Raw genomic sequence first — 16,661 nt, forward strand, 5'->3', positions numbered from 1 at the left:
TCAATTCATGGCGCGGAAATTCCATTCTCGTCCATCGCGCCGACGTGGTTACACATTCGACTGCCCGGACGAGAGGCTCCCGGTTCAACCGGAATACCGACACGCGTAAGTGAAGCACTGGAAGGTTGGAAAGTGAAGATTCGAGCACTGACTCTGGTTCCCGCGGTGGCCCTCGCCATCGGTGGCGCGCTGGTCTCGACCGCCCCGGCGAACGCCGCCGCGTCTGCGTGCCCCTCCGGGCAGATGTGCCTTTTCAGCAACACCAACTTCGGGGGACAGATGTTCATCGTCCCCAAGAAGGGGAACCAGCCCTCGGTCGCCAACCTGAAGGACTACAAGTACCCGAACGGTTCGGGCGTGAACGACACTGCGTCGTCGCTGGTCAACAACACGGGTACCGTGACCTTCATTTACCAGGACATCAACCACGGCGGCAAGTACGTCGGAGTGTCCAACGGTGAGAGCCTCTCCAACCTTGATTCGGTGCGGATCTACAACGCCGACGGGATGTTCTTCGGCTACAACACGTTCAACGACCGCATCTCGTCCCTCGGCTGACGCGCGCCTGCCGAACAACAACAGGGCGGCCCTTCTCCACGCTTCGAGACATCGAGCAACGTCGCGTGGAGGACGGCCGCCGTAGTCGTACCGGGGTCAGGCCGAGGCGACGGGGGCCGTGACAGGGATGGGGAGGTCGCCGCTCTCCAGGGTGATGAGCTGGTCCGGGGTGGGGTCGGACAGCTCGGCCACGCGCTGGGCCTGACGTTCGGTCATCTCCTGGAACATCTGGCGGGCGGAGCGGCCGTTGCCGAAGCCCTCGCCGCGCGGGAGGAGATCGAACAGCCGGCCCAGTTCCTCGCGGGCAACCGGGGTGAGCTCGTACCGGTGCTCGCCCGCCTGGTACTCGACGATCGAGACCAGTTCCTCCGAGTTGTAGTCCTCGAAGACCAGGGTGCGGCGGAAACGGGAGGCGAGACCCGGGTTGGAGCCGATGAAGCGGTGCATGTCGCCGGGATAGCCGGCGGCGATCACGATGACGTCGTCGCGGTGGTCCTCCATGAGCTTGACCAGGGTGGCGACGGCCTCCGTGCCGAAGTCGTTGCCGGCGCCGACCGGGGCCAGGGAGTACGCCTCGTCGATGAAGAGGACGCCGCCGAGCGCCCGGTTGAAGGCGGCGGTGGTCTTCGGTCCGGTGTGCCCGACGTACTCGCCGACCAGGGAGGTGCGGTCGACCTCGACCAGGTGGCCGCGGCGCAGCAGGCCGAGCGCCTTGAGGAGTCGGCCGTAGAGCCGGGCCACGGTGGTCTTGCCGGTGCCGGGGTTGCCCGCGAAGACCAGGTGCCGGCTGAGCGGGGGCGCGGGCAGACCGGCCTCCTCGCGGCGGCGGACCGTCTGCATGAGCTTGACCAGGGAGCCGACATCGCGCTTGACCCGGTCGAGGCCGACCAACGCGTGGAGTTCGCCGAGCAGGTCCTCAAGGCTCTCCTCGGTCACGTCATCGACGTCGGCTGCCGCCTCCCCGCGGGCGGCGCCCGGCGCGGACGGCCCGGCGTTGCCGGACCGGGCGGACGGTGCGTCGGACGTGCCGAAGACAAGCGGGGCGTTGTCGGCGGTGCAGTCCCGCAGCTTCGGCGCGGCGCCGTCGTCCGTGCCGAGGGCCTCGGCACAGTCCCGTATCCGGCACTCCTGGAACAGCGGGTCGGCGGCGGCGCCCACGTGCAGGGCGGGGAAGCCGGCACCCGTGACGTCCAGGAGGGTGAAGGTGCCGCCCGCCCCGTCGGCGAGGTAGACGCCGTTCTTGGCGGGCCGGCGGATGTGCGTCCCGGTCACGGTGGGCCGGGCGCCGGTCCACACGACCAGGCCGGTACCACCGCAGTCCGCCACGGTCCCGCCCTCGACCGTGGCGTCGGCGTCCTTGTCGACGACGATGCCGGCCGCGCCGGTCCCGGTGACGTGGACGTCGGTGAGGACGGCGGTGCCGCCCGCGACCTGGATGCCGATCTCCTGGGTGCCGGACACTACGGTCTGCGCCACGCGGGCGTCGGCGCCCGCCCCGAGGCGGATGCCGGTGGCGGTGTTCTCGACGCGGCAGCCGGTGACCGTGACGGTGGCCTGGTCGAGCGCGGCGACGCCGGTCATGTCGACGTCCCGGATGCCGCAGCCGGCGAGTTCCACACGGGTGTCGTCGACGGCGTGGACGCCGTGCTCGGCACCGCCGCGGACCAGGGAGTCGGTCAGACGGACGGTGGCGTTCCCGGACGCGTGCACGGCGCTGAAGGCGCTGCGGTCGATCCGGCAGTCCGTGAGCATGGCCCTGGCGGCGTCGGTGATCATCAGGCCGTTGGCGCCCGCTTCGACCACCGCGCAGTCGGTGACGGTGAGGCTGGTCCTGTCCTGCGCGGCGAGGCCGACGGCGGCGGCACCGAGAATGCGGGAGTCGGTCAGCTCGACCCGCGACGAACCGGTGAGGTGCACTCCGGCCGCGCCGGGCGACTCGATGCGCAGTCCGCCGCCGACCGCCTCGGAGTCGTCCTCCAGCAGCAGCCCGGCTCGGCCGGTACCGATGAACGCCGAGTCGCTGATACGCAGCCGGGCGTTGCCGCGCAGCCGGACACCGGAGCCCGAGGTACGGTCCAGGCGCAGCTGTACGGCGTTCAGCCGGGCCGTCCCCGACAGGACGACGCCGGTGCCGTCCACGCCGGTGACGGCGCATTCCTCCACGCGGGCCCGGACCGCTCCGGCGAGATGGAGACCGACCAGCCGGGCCCGCTCCAGACGGCAGCGCCGCAGCACCAGGGCGGTCGTGCCGGCCTCTTCGCCGTCCGGGCCGTATACCTGCAACCGGCCGCCCTCGACGGTGCAGTCCTCCATCACCAGCCCGGCGCCGGGCTGCACCGCGACCGCCGGGGCGGACTCGTCGGCGCCCCACACGGTCATGTCGTGCAGGCCGCACTCCGGGCCGTCCACCGTCACCGCGGGCCGGTCCCCGGGGGGTGCGGTCAGGATGACGCTGCCCCGGCCGTGCTCCGCCGTCAGCACCACCGCGCGGTCGAGGACCAGCGCTTCGGTCCAGGTGCCGGGGGAGATCACGACCAGGTCGCCGGGCGCGGCGGCGCGCACCGCGTCGGCGATGCGGTGGAAGGAGCCCCGGCCGCCCTGTCCTCTGGGGGTCACGGTGTGTCGGGTCATGTTCGGATCCTCTGTTCTCTTGCCATGCCTGCGCACCGCGTCACTGCCGCCCCTGGTCCTCGGACGACGCCCCGGGGTGCGGCTGCTGCGACCTGTACCAGTCCGGGTTGATGCGGGCGCGGAAGATGCTGGTCAGGTACACCGACTGGATCGTCTTTTCGAAGATCTTGAAGGGCAGCTGGAGCCAGAAGTCCATGAAGCCCTGCCGGTGGAACAGCCGGCCGGCGGCGCTGTTCATGAACACGGTCTTCGCCAGGCCGGTGGCGCTCGACGTCGTGAGCGAGGCGAGGCCGTTGATGCCGCCGTCCCCGAGGGCGGCCCAGCCGTGGAGCTTGACCTTGTTGCCGTCCGCGTCGGTCACGCCCCACACCGCCGCGTTCATAGAGCCGTTCACGAAGCCGGACAGGACACTGCTGCCGGCACCGAAGGCGAAGTCGTAGGTGCCCTGGCGCCAGCGGGTCGGGTTCTCGTTGCCGCCCCATTCGTTGCCCCAGAACTTGTCGTGGTTGCCGGGGCGGCGGTTCCAGTGCTTGCCGCTGTCGAGGTTGGACAAGCCGGCCCGGTACTGGCCGAGCTCCCGGAAGCCCGCCATCCGGTTCTCGTGGACCAGGTGGCTCACGCCGGTCTTGACCGCCGAGCCGACCGCAGCGTTCGCGAACGACTTCAGCACGTCCTTGCCGGAGAAAGGGTCGCCCTGGATGGCCTCGACGATGCCGTTCACCGCCAGGTTGGCGCCGAACTCCAGGAGGAACTCCTGCCCGAACTCCAGCGCGGCCTTGCGTGCCACGCTCTGCCAGTACGGCTCGTGGCGTGCCTCCCGCAGCGCCGCCTCACCCGCGCCCGCGCCCGCGCCTGTCCCGTCCGGACTCACCGGCAGGACGGTGCCGGACCACGGCATGCGCTGGGCCTCACGAATACGGCGGCCCCAGCCGCGGAGTTCGGTGACCGGGCCGCGGAAGTCGTACTCGTTGCCGGTCAGCCGCATCCGGCCGAGCATGTCGCTCTCGAAGACCAGGCCGCTGTCGGTGCGCTGCGCGACGAGGTCCCCGTTCCCGGCGTAGCGGTTCCACTGGCCGCGCCAGACGTCCGTCTCCAGGAAGCCGCCGTTGTCGGCCACGCGCTGCCGGACCACCGTGCCGTGGTCGTACTCCTTCCACACCGAGTACGGGGTGACGCCCTCGCCCCCCGCGTACTCGCGCACCCGCAGCGGGCCGCCGGAGTGCGGCGGGGTCTCGCGGACCACGACCGTGGTGGGCGTGCCGTCCGGGCCGGGCTGCGTGAGGTGGTCGCGGAAGCGGCGGGCTCCGGGGGTCCACCGGTCCTGCCAGGCCCTGCCGTCCCACCAGGTGCGTAGCTGCTCCTGCCCCGATGCGACCCGGATCCCCTGACGGTTGAACTCGGCGGCCGGCCAGCGGTCGCCGGCCGGATCGCGCCAGGCGTCGACATGGCGACCGGAGTCGAGCATGCGCCGCTCGCGGACGAGGCCGCCCGCGGCGTCGTAGTCCCGGTACGAGTCGTCCCAGGGCAGCCGGGTGTCGTTCGAGCCGCGGGCGAACTCCCGCCGCCCCGAGGCCTGCTCGTTGCCGTCGGCGTCCAGCCGCCGCCAGGTCCAGCGGTCCGAGTCGGCCGGGCCGGTGCCCTCGACGTGGTGGCCCTCGTGCGCCGGGTCCGGATGGCGCAGCCCGGTCAGGTTGCCGTGTGCGTCCCGGGTGACCCAGGCACCCCGGCCCACCGGCCCGTCGAGGGCCTGCGGTGTCGCGTACTCGCGTACCTGCCCGCCGGGCAGGCCCTCACGGACCACCCACGTCCCCTCCGCGTCCCGGAAGCTGTCCGCCCAGAGCACGCCCGGCCTGTTCTGCACCGCGTCGCGGTAGCCGCTCCGGTCGCCGTTCCGCCACGGCACACCGTCCCCCTCGTACGGGGGCCGCCCGGCGTGGTCGCCGACCTTCAGGGTGGTGCCGTCGAACAGTTTGGTGGTCGAGCGGGCGAAGGAGCCGTCCGCCCGCAGGTCCAGGGTGCCGCCGTCCATGCCGGCATAGCGCACGCCCGACTCGACGTGTGCGGCCGAGGACTCGACGCCCGCGGCCTCCTTGGTCCAGGTGAAGAGCTGGTACCCGTTGTCGCTCGCGACGTGCGCGTACAGGCCCTGCGGCCGGCCCGCGCCCGGGACGAGGTTGCGGGCCCACAGCGGCGGGCGCTGCTCGCTCCACCGCTCCGTGGTCAGCCGGCCGTGGTCGAAGACCTCCCGCCTGCCGGTCTCCTTGCCCTGCGGCGACTGCCCCTGCCAGGTGTCGCGCAGGGTGCCGTCGCTCTGCAGCGTGAACTCCTGGTAGTGCCACTGGTGCTCGGGCAGCCGGCCCATTCCCCATTGCCGTTGCACGATCCGGCCGTCGCCGGCGCGGTCGGTCCAGCCGGAGTCGTGCCGGTCACGGACCCGGGGGCCGGAGCCCAGCTCCCGCCCGGCACCGTCGTAACGGTGCCAGGTCCAGGAACCGTCGCCGGCGCGTTCGGCGAGGACGTGCCCGGCCTTGCCCTCGTACTTCTGCAGGCCCTCGCGGAACTCGCGCACCGCGCCCTGGGTGCCCTTGTCCACCCAGCCGGTGCCGGCGGTGTCGTAGTGCCGGGTACCGGAGCCGCGCACCTCGCCCTCCTGGCTCCAACGCATCCATGTGGTACGAGGGTTGGTCCGCCCGAACTGAACGGTGTCGGTGCGGCGGAACGCGTCGAGCACGTCCCCTCCGGCGAGCAGGCGCCGTTCGAACACCGGGACCGCCCCCTTGGTCGAGGAGAGCAGGCGCAGCCTGCCGTTCGCCGCACCGGCCCGGTCGGCCTTCCCGCTGTGGAAGAGACCGGGCGCCTGGCGCTCCCCCCGGGCGTCGGTGCGGTGCCAGGTGCCGGCGACGTGGTCGACCTCGTAGCGGAAGGGGGTGGGCCGTCCGGTGTCCAGCACGTTGAAGCCCTGCCGGACCAGCGTGCCGTCGGCGCCGAGTTCGAGGAACTCCCCGTGCCGCGGGGCACCATGCCGCTCGTACGTGAAGCGCACGCCGTTCTGCTCCCGGGGGGTGGCCTTCCAGTCCGTGAGGGCGTTGCCCGCCCGGTCCTCCAGCCAGGGGGTGCCCCGCGTGGCGCCGGCGCCGGGGTGCCCGGTGACCAGGATCCGGCCGCCCGGTTCGTTCGGCAGGGGGGCGCCGTCGGCGACGTGGACGCCGTTGCCGTCGAACCGCTGGAACGCGCCGTCGGGGGACACGAGGTCGACGTGGCTCTCTTGGCGGAGCACGGCCATGCGTGTCGGGTCCGGTACGAAGTCACCGTCCAGCCACCGCGGATCGCCGCGCAGCGGGCGGTCGACGTACCCGGTGGTGCCGTCGTGTCCGGTGAGGCGCAGGCCGTCGCCGGTGACGGCACCTTCGGGCCCGAACGTGGCGTAGCCCGTGGGGGTGTCGACCCGGAAGCCGGCGCCCTCGGGAAGCGCGGTGATCCGCTCGCTCAGGGGGGTGCCCGCGGCGTCGGTCAGGCGGTGGGCGGCCCCGTCGGGCACCGCGAACCGCTGCCCTCGCAGTCCCGTACCCGGGTCGGCGAGGGCGATGCCCACCTCCCGGTGGCCGCCGTCGGTGCCGTACCGGGCCGACACGCCGGTGGCGTCGTCGGTGATCCGGAAGCCTGCGCCGTCCGGGAGTTCCGTCAGTGTCCGCCCTGCCACGGGGCCGCCGGCCGTATCCGTCAGGACGCGGCCGCCCGTGCCGTCCTCGGCGGCGAACAGGCCGCCTCGCACGCCCCGTGCGTCGGCCAGGGCGACATCGGTGCCCTGGAGGCGGCCGAGCGTGTCGTGGCGTACGGAGACGCCGGTCGTGTCGTCGGTGATCCGGAAGCCCCTGCCCCCGCCGAGGTCGGTGACGGCACCGGGCAAGGGGGTGCCGTCCAGGCCGGTGACGGACGGGACACCGTCGGGACCGGTCCTCACGACCCTGTCGCCGTCCGCGGGAAGGCCGTTTGCGCCGGTCAGCCGGAGGCCCTGGTCGAGGTGTTCGCGCGAGGTGGGGATGTCCGTGGTCATGGTGAGCGATTCATTGCCGGCCGCCACGGGCTCGGCGAGAGCCGGACGGTTGTCGACGTCCGCCACGAGCTCGTCGAGGTGCCCGCTCGGGGTGGCGATGTCCTCGGTGACCGAAAGCGCATCACCGCCGCCGGGCACTACGGGCTCCGCTACGGCCGTACGGCTGTCCGAGCCCGACACAAGCTGGTCGATCAGTTCCGGGCGGGGTGGGAGTCCGTCCACCTGCTCCGGTGCCGGGAGAGTGTCGCCGCCGAGTCCGGTGCTGCCACTGTTCAGGCCCGCGTCCTCGGTCCGCCGGCCGAGGATCTCGTCGAGCACGCTCGGACGGGACAGGATGCCGCCGCCCGACTGCGGCGACGGGAACGGGCTCGTGTCCGTACCGGCATGTGAGGCTTCGTGGGGGAGACCGACGGCGCCGGTGGGCGTCGAGACCCCGTCCGGCACCGAGTTGTGCGGCAGTTCGGAGCCGACCGTGTGGGACGTCGGGACGTCCAGCTCCAGCTCCGCAAGGCCGGTCACCAGGTCGGAAACAGACACGGCACCATCGCCGTGAGGCACGGCCACAGCCTCTGGCGCAGACGCGGGCGTGACGTCGGGCACGACCCCGGGCATGGCCTCGGGCGCGGATCCGTACGCATGAGCCGAAGAGCCCGCAACCGGCTCCTCATGCGACTCGAAACCCGGACTCGACGGCACGCCCGGCTCGCTGGCCACGGCACCAGGCGCGCCGCCGGGCAGTCCGCCGGGCTCCAGGCCCGCGATACGCACGGCGATCTCATCGGCCCGCGCCCGGAAATCGGCCCTCGTGAACGCCGCGCCCCGAATGTCCTCCAACTCACCGTGAGCAGCGCCCACAACCTCCGGACCCACCGGATCATGCCCTATCCGGCCGAGCCGCAGGTTCACCTCGTGCCGCAGATCCGCCTCGGGCGACAGCGCATGAGAACCCGCGCCGGGCTCCGTCTGCCACAGGTCACCCCCGGGCCCACCGGAAGGCCCGTGACCGTCATGAGGGGTGACCTGCGGGAGCGGCTCACCCGCACCGGTCGGCGGCGTTCGCAGCACATCGGCTTCCTCGCGCAGGCGGTCACCCCAACGCACACCGAGGTTGTCGTTGATGTCGAAGATGATCTGCTCTCGCAGCAGGGAATTACTGCCGGAGGTCTTGCCCCAGGTCCAGGCGGCCTTGTTCTTCGCCTCCTCCACCTTGACCTCGTCACCATGCTTCTTCAGGAATGCGCCCACCAGATGCGCGGTGTCGGAGTGGTCCCCGGCCTGCCGAAGAGCAACATCCACGAAGCTGTCGTTGCCGGTCACGTCGCCCAGCAGTCTGATGTCCCGCTCCGCCTGCTGCTTGAGAAGGTCGAAGGCGGAACGCAACATGAGATCGGCGGGGTTGTTGCCGAGCCGGACGACCCTCCTGGTCTCAAGGGACTGGAGTTTCTCGCTCCACTCCTCGGCCATCCGGCGGTAGATACCGGCCCGATAGACCCACTCCCGTCCCGGCTTCAACTCCAACGGGCGGGAGCGGTAGCGGTTGAGGGCACTCAGCTTGGGGTTCAGCAGGTCACTGTGGTTCTCCTGGCTCAGGATGTGCCAGCCGTCGTCGGTCCGCACCAGCACGTTGGTGGTCTCGGGATAGGACGACGTCCCGAGGCTCTGGTACTCGGCATCGCCGTACCAGTCGGTCGGCCGCCGCTCCATGCGGAACTTCGCAGAGTGCGACCAGTTGGTGGTGGGCGACTGATAGTGCCACGCCGTGAACGCCTCGCCACCACGCTCGGGTGTCACCGCGAAGGCACACCCGTTCATGGCACCCGTGAACACCAGGTCCGGATTGAAATCCCCGCCACGTTCGACAGGAATGACGCGATGTCCGACCTGGGCCTCCGCATCGGCCGACTCGCCCTGGAAATACGGCACATAGTGTGCGGCGATGTAGTCGCCCTCACCCCCGAGCGTCGGCAGCTCGCGGCCGTCGACAATCGCTGCGAGCTGACCGTCACCGGCGAACTCATGGGCGTATTTCTCGATCGCGGGAGTAAGCAGATAGACCTTCTGAACGGAATCCGCGTCGGCACGGGGGGTGAGAGTGAACCAGTGCCGGTCCTGCCGGTCCATCCAGTGCAGGAAACGGCCGTAGTCGATCCCCAGATCCGGCGTGCGGGTCCGCAGGCCCTCGTCCATCCGCAGCAACACCTGCCTGTCACGCAGGAAATCCCCGGGCGCGCCGATGAACTCACGGCCGATCCCGGCCGAACCGGACAGCCCACTCGGACCGGCCACCGCTGCGCCGGACGCCGCCGCGTGCGGCTCGCCCGGCAGGGAACCAAGGCTCGGTACCGCCAGGTCGTGGGGTGTGGTGCCGGGCGCGCCGCCGGGCAGGTGTCCGGGGTCGCGGTCCACGAGGTGCGCGGCGATGTGGTCGGCGCGTGCCCGGAAGTCGGCCCTGGTGAAGGCCGGGCCCGTCTTTTCCAGCTCGGTGTGGGCGGTGGTCACGGCTTCGAGGTCCACCGGATCACGACCCATCGCGCCGAGCCGCAGGTTCACCTCGTGCCGCAGATCCGCCTCGGGCGACAACGGATGAGCTCCCGGTACGGACTCCGTGCCCCGCGGGGCGGACGCCGTACCCGGCGGGGTGGACGCCGTACCCGGCGGGGCGACGGACGGACCTTGTTCATGGGGCAGCCCGGAATCACCGGCGTGTCCCGTGTCCGGCGAGGTGTTCGGCAGGTCCGGCGTGTGCGACGTGCCGGAGACGTCGGGGGCGTGGTGTGCCGCCGGGCCGGTGTCGATGACGCCGGTCCCCGGGGCGGCAACGGTGTGCGACTCGGCGTGCGTGTCGCCCCCCGGGATCGCCGCCCGCACCGCGCCCGCCTCCGTGGACGTGCCCGGCAGGGGCGCGTGCGGCGGGACCGCCGTGGCCGGCTGCGGGCGTGCGACGGCCGGGTGTCCCCCGGTCAGGTAGCCGGTGATCGTGTCCAGGTCGTCGGCGGCGAAGCCCTTGGCGAACTTGGCCATCTCGGCCGGCTTCATCACGTCCTTGTGCGCCCCGAACGCCCAGTCCGGGTGCAGCAGTGCGTTCTCCATGACCTTGGCCTCGCCCGCCGGCAACGTGCCCGCCTTCTTGAGGGCCTTGATCTCCGCCATCTGGGAGGCGATGAACTTGCCGGAACGGGTCGGCGGCTCCTTGACCAGGATCCGCTCGTAACCGGGGGCCAGCGACAGGCCCTTGCCGAACTTGCCGGTCCCGGGAGCAGACAGCGGTGAGTTCTGGGCGGCGTGCCACTTCACCATCCGGTCTCCGCCGTGGCTGAGGGGCTCCTCCAGGTACCGGACGGTGTGGCCGGACAGCGCCAGGGCCTCCAGGTTGCCGCTACGGAAGCCGAGGTGGCGCAGTTCACCGCTGTTCTGCCGCAGGTATTCGTACAGCCTCATCTGTCCGATGCGGCTGTCACCGCCCCACGACTTCAGGGCCTGCTTGCCCGCGTCGTCCGTCTCCCAGAAGTGCGTGAGGTCGTGGACCTCCAGGCCCTCGCCGGTGAACTTCTCCGCCATCGCCGGATAACGGCCCGCCTTGCCCGGATCGGCGAACGCGTCGCCGGCGATGAGGACAAGCGGTCCCGTCCCGCCGGACGCCTCCTTGTCCAGCTTCAGCGCCCCCAGGATCTGCTCGATCCCGGTGTACGAGGTGTCGTGCTCCACATGCACGTCACCCTTCTTGCCGCTGAAGCGCGACCACAGCACGATCGTGTCCCGCTCCGACGACGGCGCAATGCCCCTGTCTCCCAGCCACTGGCCGAGGTGCGACTTCTCCGCCGCCGAGAACCCGGCGTCGTCCAGCTTCCAGTGCTCTCGCACCAGACGCCGCACACCCACCGAGAAGTTGTCCGCCACCCACGTCGTCCCCGTACCCACCGGTACCACGTCCGGCTTGACGCCGGGCATGAACTCCCCGGCCAGGCGTTTCGCCGCGCTGTCGACGTTCTCGCCGTGCTCCACCCTCGCCAAATGGATCCGGTCCGACTCGATGCCACTGTCCTTGTAGAACTTGAAGATGGCCGGGCCCTTGTCCGTCGCCACCCGGTCCGCCATGCCCGTCACCACCACGACGTGCAGGTTCTTGTCGCCCATCAGCGCCGCCGCAATACCGAACTGATCGCCCGTCGCGTAGCCCGGCTGCGCCAGAACACGCGGCTTGGCGGGCGTCTCCACCTTCCGCAGCGCCTTGGCCAGGTCCGTCTCCAGCTTCTGCGGGCCACCCAGCTTCTTGGCCAGATCGGACCCGACGGCCTCCGCGAGGCCCTTGGCCCTGATCTCCGCTGCCAGGCCCCGGTCCGCGAACTCCGGCCGGCCCATCAACGCCCCGAGCTTCAGGCGCAGGTCGACTCCGACCTGCCCCTTGGCCCTGGGGAACTCCTTCGCCAGATCCCGGCCGAGGTCCGGCCGCCCCAGGGCGGCTGCCAGTTCCGGGTCCAGATCGGGGTGCCGGAAGACCCGCTTGGCACGCTCCAACTCCGTCAGACCGTGCAGTTCGACGCCGTCGACCACGGCGTCCAACAACTCGGGCCGATTGAGGCGCGCCCGCAGATCGCCCGTCAGATCAGCAGCCGAGAACGGATGTTCGGCCGCGGAACCGGAACCGGACACCCGCACGTCCGGGACGTCCACGTCCCCGCCCGCAGCGAGAGGCCCGTCAGGCGTGTGCGGCGCGCCGCCGGGCAGGCGTCCGGGGTCGCGGTCCGCGAGGTGCGCGGCGATGTGGTCGGCGCGTGCCCGGAAGTCGGCCCTGGTGAACGCCGGGCCCGTCTGATCCAGTTCGTTACGGGCGACACTCACGGCCTCGAGGTCCACCGGATCATGACCCATCGCGCCGAGCCGCAGGTTCACCTCGTGCCGCAGATCCGCCTCGGGCGACAGCGGATGGGCACCCGACACGGACTCCGGGCCCCGCGGGGCACCGGACGGACCTTGTCCGTGGGGCAGCCCGGAACCACCGGCGTGTCCCGTGTCCGTCGAGGTGTTCGGCAGGTCCGGCGTGTGCGACGTGCCGGAGACGTCGGGGGCGTGGTGTGCCGCGAGGCCGGTGTCGACGACGCCTGCCTCAGGGTCGGTGACGGAGTGCGGAGCGGGGTGCGCGACCTGCGGCCCGGTGGCCGCCGTGTCCGGGCGTACCGGGGTACCGACCAGGTCCTCGACGGAGACCGGTGTTTCGCCGGCCCGGCTCGGTGCTCCGGCGAAGGCGTGGTCCGCGCCGCCGGCCGCACTGTTCCCGGCGGACGCGCCCGCGAAGGCGTGGTCCACATCACCGGCGGCGCTGGTTCCGGCGGACGCGCCCGGAAAGGCGTGGTCCGCGCCACCGAGGGCACTGCTTCCGGCAGACACGTCGGTGAGGGAGGCGTCGGCCGGACGTATGCCCGGCCCGGTCTCGACGAAGTCCGGGGCGGCGGCGCCGGTGAAGTCGGCCGTCGGCGGGGTGACGTCGGTGAGCCGCGCCGGGGCAGGAGGTACGGCCGTGGCCGCCGCCGTGGTGCCGGAGGTGACCCCGTCGGGTGTGGCGCCGGGCCGCGGGGAGCCCGGGGACTGGACGAGGTCGTCGAGGTTGAGGCCGGTCCGGTGGGCCGTCAGGGCGCTGGCGGTCCGGTCGCCGAACACGGCTCCGCCGGCGGCGGGGACCGGGTTGGCGGGGGTGCCGCGGCCTCCGGCCGCGAGCAGATCGAGCGCGGAGACCTCGATGCCGCCGTGCTCCGCCTGCCCGAAGCCGTTGACCGGCAGGGGGCCGCCCGCGGCCGTGCCGTGCGGGTTGAAGTCCGCAGCGAAGCCGTGGCCACCCGCGGCGCCCGGCGCCGGGGCGCCGGTCACCGCGGAGTGCGCGATGCCGCCGCCCGGGCCGGGCGTGGCCGGGACGATCAGGGCAGCCGGGGGAGTGGAGCCCGGGAACGCCGTCTGGAAGCCGTCGGTCAGCACGCTCCCCGGCCCGTGACCGACGCCGCCCGGACCGCCCGGCAGCAGAAGACCGGTGTGGCCCACGGCGCCCGGGGGCGGTGTCTGCACGGCGGTGAGCGCGGAGTTCGTGACGCCCGGAGCGAGGGCGCCGGTGGTGAGGTCGATGCCCTGGGCGGCCGGGGCGCCGGCGGTGCCGGGCAGGTAGAGGCCGGAGGAATGGGTGGCGGAGACCGAGGAGGTGGCGCTGACACCGAGCCCGGCGGCGTCGCCGGTCGGTGCCACGGTGGCGGCCTCGATGCGCAGGCTGCCCAGGTGCGCGCTGGAGATGTCGGTGAGGTCGCCGAGCCGGCGGTAGGCGTGGAAGCCGAGTCCGATCCGGTCGCTGACTGAGCCGAAGCTCTCCGTGTGGAGCGTGGGCATGCGCATCGCGGAGGTCAGGTCGACAAAGCCGCCGTCGAGTCCGGTGCCGAGTTCGGAGGGCCGCATGCCGAGGGCGTCTCCGGTCCAGTCGCCGAACCGGAGGTCGTCGAGCTGCACGCGGGCCAGTTTGATGTCCCCGGCCGTTCCGTACGAGCCGTGCGGTATCGGCGTGGCGCTGATACCGCGGCCCACGCTGTTGCCGAGCGGGGCGCCGAAGATGTGGCTGCCCTTGAGGCCTCGGTCGTAGAAGCCGATGCGCAGGGCCTTGCCCAGGCCGAACTCGCCGATCTCGTCGGCGTCGACAGGGAGCAGCATCCGCAGCCACTTGCTGCCGCCGAGTTCCTTGACGCCGAGTTTCCAGGCGGCCCCGAAGCCGGTGCTCAGGCTGTTCCAGCTGATGTCCAGGCCGCGGCCGAGCCCCTTCCCGACCGAGGTGATGCCGCGCCCGACGGCCGACGGCAGGCCGCGGACGAAGCCGGTGATCCCGCGGAAGTTCTGCAGGACGGTCAGGGCGCCGCGCTGGAAGACCATCCCGGTCAGCCCGGGAATGTTGTGGAGGCTTTCGAGGGTCCACAGGCCGCCCTGCCGCACCCACACGTTGCTGAGCCGTATGAAGTCGTTCAGATCGGGAAAGAGCGAGACGAGACGGAAGCCGCCGGTGAAGAGGCCGGCCAGCTTGTCGAAGACGCCCCGGGCGAACTGGGTGACGCCCTTGACGGCGCCGAAGCCGGCCTTGGCGATCTGGAAGATCGGCAGGGCCTTGGTGGTCGGCGCGAGGATGCCGAGGCCCGCCATGAAGAGGTCCATCAGGCTGGCGTCGCCGTTGGCGAAGTCGACCATGGTCTTGATGAAGAGGGTGAAGTTGACGCCGAGGGCCAGTAGCGCGATGGGGCCGCCGAAGACCAGCGCGGGGGCGATCAGGAGGATCGCCAGCCACTGGAAGGTCTCCCAGAACACCTGGCACTTGGAGATGGGCAGGCTGATGTCGGACACCGACATGATGCCGTTCTTGGCGGTGTCGGCCGCCGTCTCGTAGTCGGCCGCCACCTGGCTGACCAGGTTCTTGTAGTTGTCGAGCTGCGGGTCGTCCTTGTCGAGTCCGCGGGCGGCGTTGAGGTAGCCGTCGGCCGTGGCCTGGTATCCCTCGACGGCGTCCGCCCAGGTGCTCAGGGCGCTTCCGGAGGTCTTGAAAGCGGCGGCCACGTCCGAGATGTGGTCCCGCAGCCGCTGGTCGACCTTCTCGCGCAGGGCGTCGGCGGTGGCTCCGACGAAGACGCTGTCACCGGCGGTGTTCATCACCGCGTCGATGGACGAGGCGATGGTGCCGGCGTTGTCGCCCAGGGTCGTCAGCTCCGTGGCCAGCGACCTGATCTGGGCCGGGTCGCCCGGAGTCGGGTCGCCGGGCAGGTCGAGCACGTCCCAGTCGGTCGGGCGGGCCATGGGTTCCTCCGGGAAGCGACGGAACGAGGGGCAGGTGTGCGCACCGGGACCACGCCCCGGCGTGGAGCGCGGTTCACGTGCTCTGCGTTACACCGGCGATCGGTGGTGAACCGCGCAGGGGTGCGGCGCGTGGTCGTGGTGTTTCAGGTCCCGACCGCTGCCGGGGAGGCACCCTTGCCCGACCAAATCAAGATCGATTACGACACGCTCAACACCGCCAAGGCGAGCCTTCAGGCCTTGGCGGACGGCATCGGCCCGCTCTTCGGCAAGGGCCTCTTCGCCAACCTGGGCGACCCCGCGCTGGAGGACAGGGTGACCGACGTGGTCGGTGACGAGTTCGTCGCCGACGCGCTGAGCGTTCTGTACTCCAACGCCCACAACACGATGACCCAGTCGGTGAAAGGCCTGAACGAGCTGGCGGGCGCCTTCGGATCCGTCAGTGACGCGTTCGCGGCGTTCGACTCGCAGCTCGCCCAGGGCTGGAGCATCTCGGACGCCAACCTGAAGCTGTCCAACTACCAGCACGACAAGGCCCAGTGGGACTACAAGCAGGCGCACATCGACCAGTGCGTGCTGCCCGGCCCGGACGGCAGCCTGCCGGACTTCTGCTCCGCCACGGACCCGGGTGAGCCACCTCTGGATCAGACGATCTCGACCCCGCACGGTGACATCCACACGAAACTGACGCTCGACGGCAACGGCAACGTGGTCATGGAGGAGTCGAGCGTCACCTACAACGGCCAGACGTACTACACGTCGACCACCTTCGACACGACGACCACGGGCAGTGAGACGACCAGCCACTCCCACACGAACACCACGTACCCGGACGGAAGCTCCGTCCAGTCGGACGTCTACACCAAGAACGACGGCAGCGGGACCATGGTCGTCACCAACAGTGACGGTGACCAGGTCACGTACAGCCGCGGCCCCAAGGACGCCTCCGGCAACCAGCCGGACTGGGTGCAGACCGGCGCCACCAGCTCGTCCGGCTCCGGCTCGGGCTCCGACAGCGACTCGGATCCCTCCACTCCGCCCGAGAAGCCGTCCAGCGACAACGGACACAACCCGAGCTGATCCCGGCCGACGCCCCGCACCTCCACCCGCGTGCCCCTCGGCTTGCCCCTCTCCCGGTTTCCCGGGGACAGACACACACAGAGAGACAGAGAAGACATGAGTTACGGCGGCATCAACCTCGACTACGAGAAGATCGACGGCGTCACGAGCCAGCTCAAGTCCGCCCACGAGCAGATCGTTCCGCTTCTGACCAACCTGCGTACCCAGGTCAACGCCCTGGTCGACGACGGCATGGTCTTCCAGCAGTCCAGCGACACCATCCGCGACACCTACAACCAGTTCGACACGAGTCTGGCCAGCGCGGTGAAGGGCATCAACGACTTCTCCGACATGTTCACCAGCATCAAGAGCAACGCACAGCAGTTCGACCAGAGCATCAGCGACAGCCTTCACGGCAAGGGCGACAGCGGCAAGAGCGGCAGCTGACCGGCCGGGCAGGGGGAAGGGGCGGGCCCGGAAGACTGTTTCTTTTGGGGGCCCCCCCCGCCCCCCGACGGCCCCCTGAGCCCGCCGCCCCCGGGGTTAAGCCCACCCC

The 16,661-nt window shown here is 71.2% G+C and carries 5 protein-coding genes; 3 read left to right on the top strand and 2 right to left on the bottom strand.

Annotation, left to right across the window (positions count from 1 at the left end):
- The first annotated feature begins 132 nt into the window (after nucleotides 1-132).
- On the top strand, nucleotides 133-558 hold the full coding sequence (locus ABT137_RS47645) for a peptidase inhibitor family I36 protein (protein WP_351719573.1): 426 nt from the start codon (nucleotides 133-135) through the stop codon (nucleotides 556-558).
- Between the two features lie 96 nt (nucleotides 559-654).
- Here the strand turns inward: ABT137_RS47645 and ABT137_RS47650 are convergent, their stop codons facing one another.
- Together ABT137_RS47650 and ABT137_RS47655 are read right to left on the bottom strand one after the other, a co-directional pair.
- A complete protein-coding gene (locus ABT137_RS47650; RefSeq protein WP_351719576.1) occupies nucleotides 655-3,189 on the bottom strand; it encodes a right-handed parallel beta-helix repeat-containing protein in 2,535 nt (844 codons plus the stop codon).
- A gap of 40 nt (nucleotides 3,190-3,229) precedes the next feature.
- Nucleotides 3,230-15,049, bottom strand: coding sequence for a hypothetical protein (locus ABT137_RS47655; RefSeq protein ID WP_351719579.1), 11,820 nt, complete (start codon nucleotides 15,047-15,049; stop codon nucleotides 3,230-3,232).
- Nucleotides 15,050-15,223: 174 nt separating this feature from the next.
- Between ABT137_RS47655 and ABT137_RS47660 the strand changes: the two genes are divergently transcribed.
- Both ABT137_RS47660 and ABT137_RS47665 read left to right on the top strand, forming a co-directional pair.
- A complete protein-coding gene (locus tag ABT137_RS47660; RefSeq protein ID WP_351719581.1) occupies nucleotides 15,224-16,126 on the top strand; it encodes a hypothetical protein in 903 nt (300 codons plus the stop codon).
- Between the two features lie 96 nt (nucleotides 16,127-16,222).
- Complete coding sequence (locus tag ABT137_RS47665) at nucleotides 16,223-16,552, top strand: WXG100 family type VII secretion target (protein ID WP_350791724.1); 330 nt, start codon at nucleotides 16,223-16,225, stop codon at nucleotides 16,550-16,552.
- Nucleotides 16,553-16,661: the final 109 nt, after the last annotated feature.

It is taken from the genome of Streptomyces sp. NPDC001980 (genome assembly GCF_040296885.1).
Classification (GTDB): domain Bacteria; phylum Actinomycetota; class Actinomycetes; order Streptomycetales; family Streptomycetaceae; genus Streptomyces.

What these genes read in the sequence shown, in the direction of transcription:
- ABT137_RS47650 (WP_351719576.1), bottom strand. Translation starts at nt 3,189, where the DNA reads ATGACCCGACACACCGTGACCCCCAGAGGACAGGGCGGCCGGGGCTCC.
- ABT137_RS47655 (WP_351719579.1), bottom strand. Translation starts at nt 15,049, where the DNA reads ATGGCCCGCCCGACCGACTGGGACGTGCTCGACCTGCCCGGCGACCCG.
- ABT137_RS47665 (WP_350791724.1), top strand. Translation starts at nt 16,223, where the DNA reads ATGAGTTACGGCGGCATCAACCTCGACTACGAGAAGATCGACGGCGTC.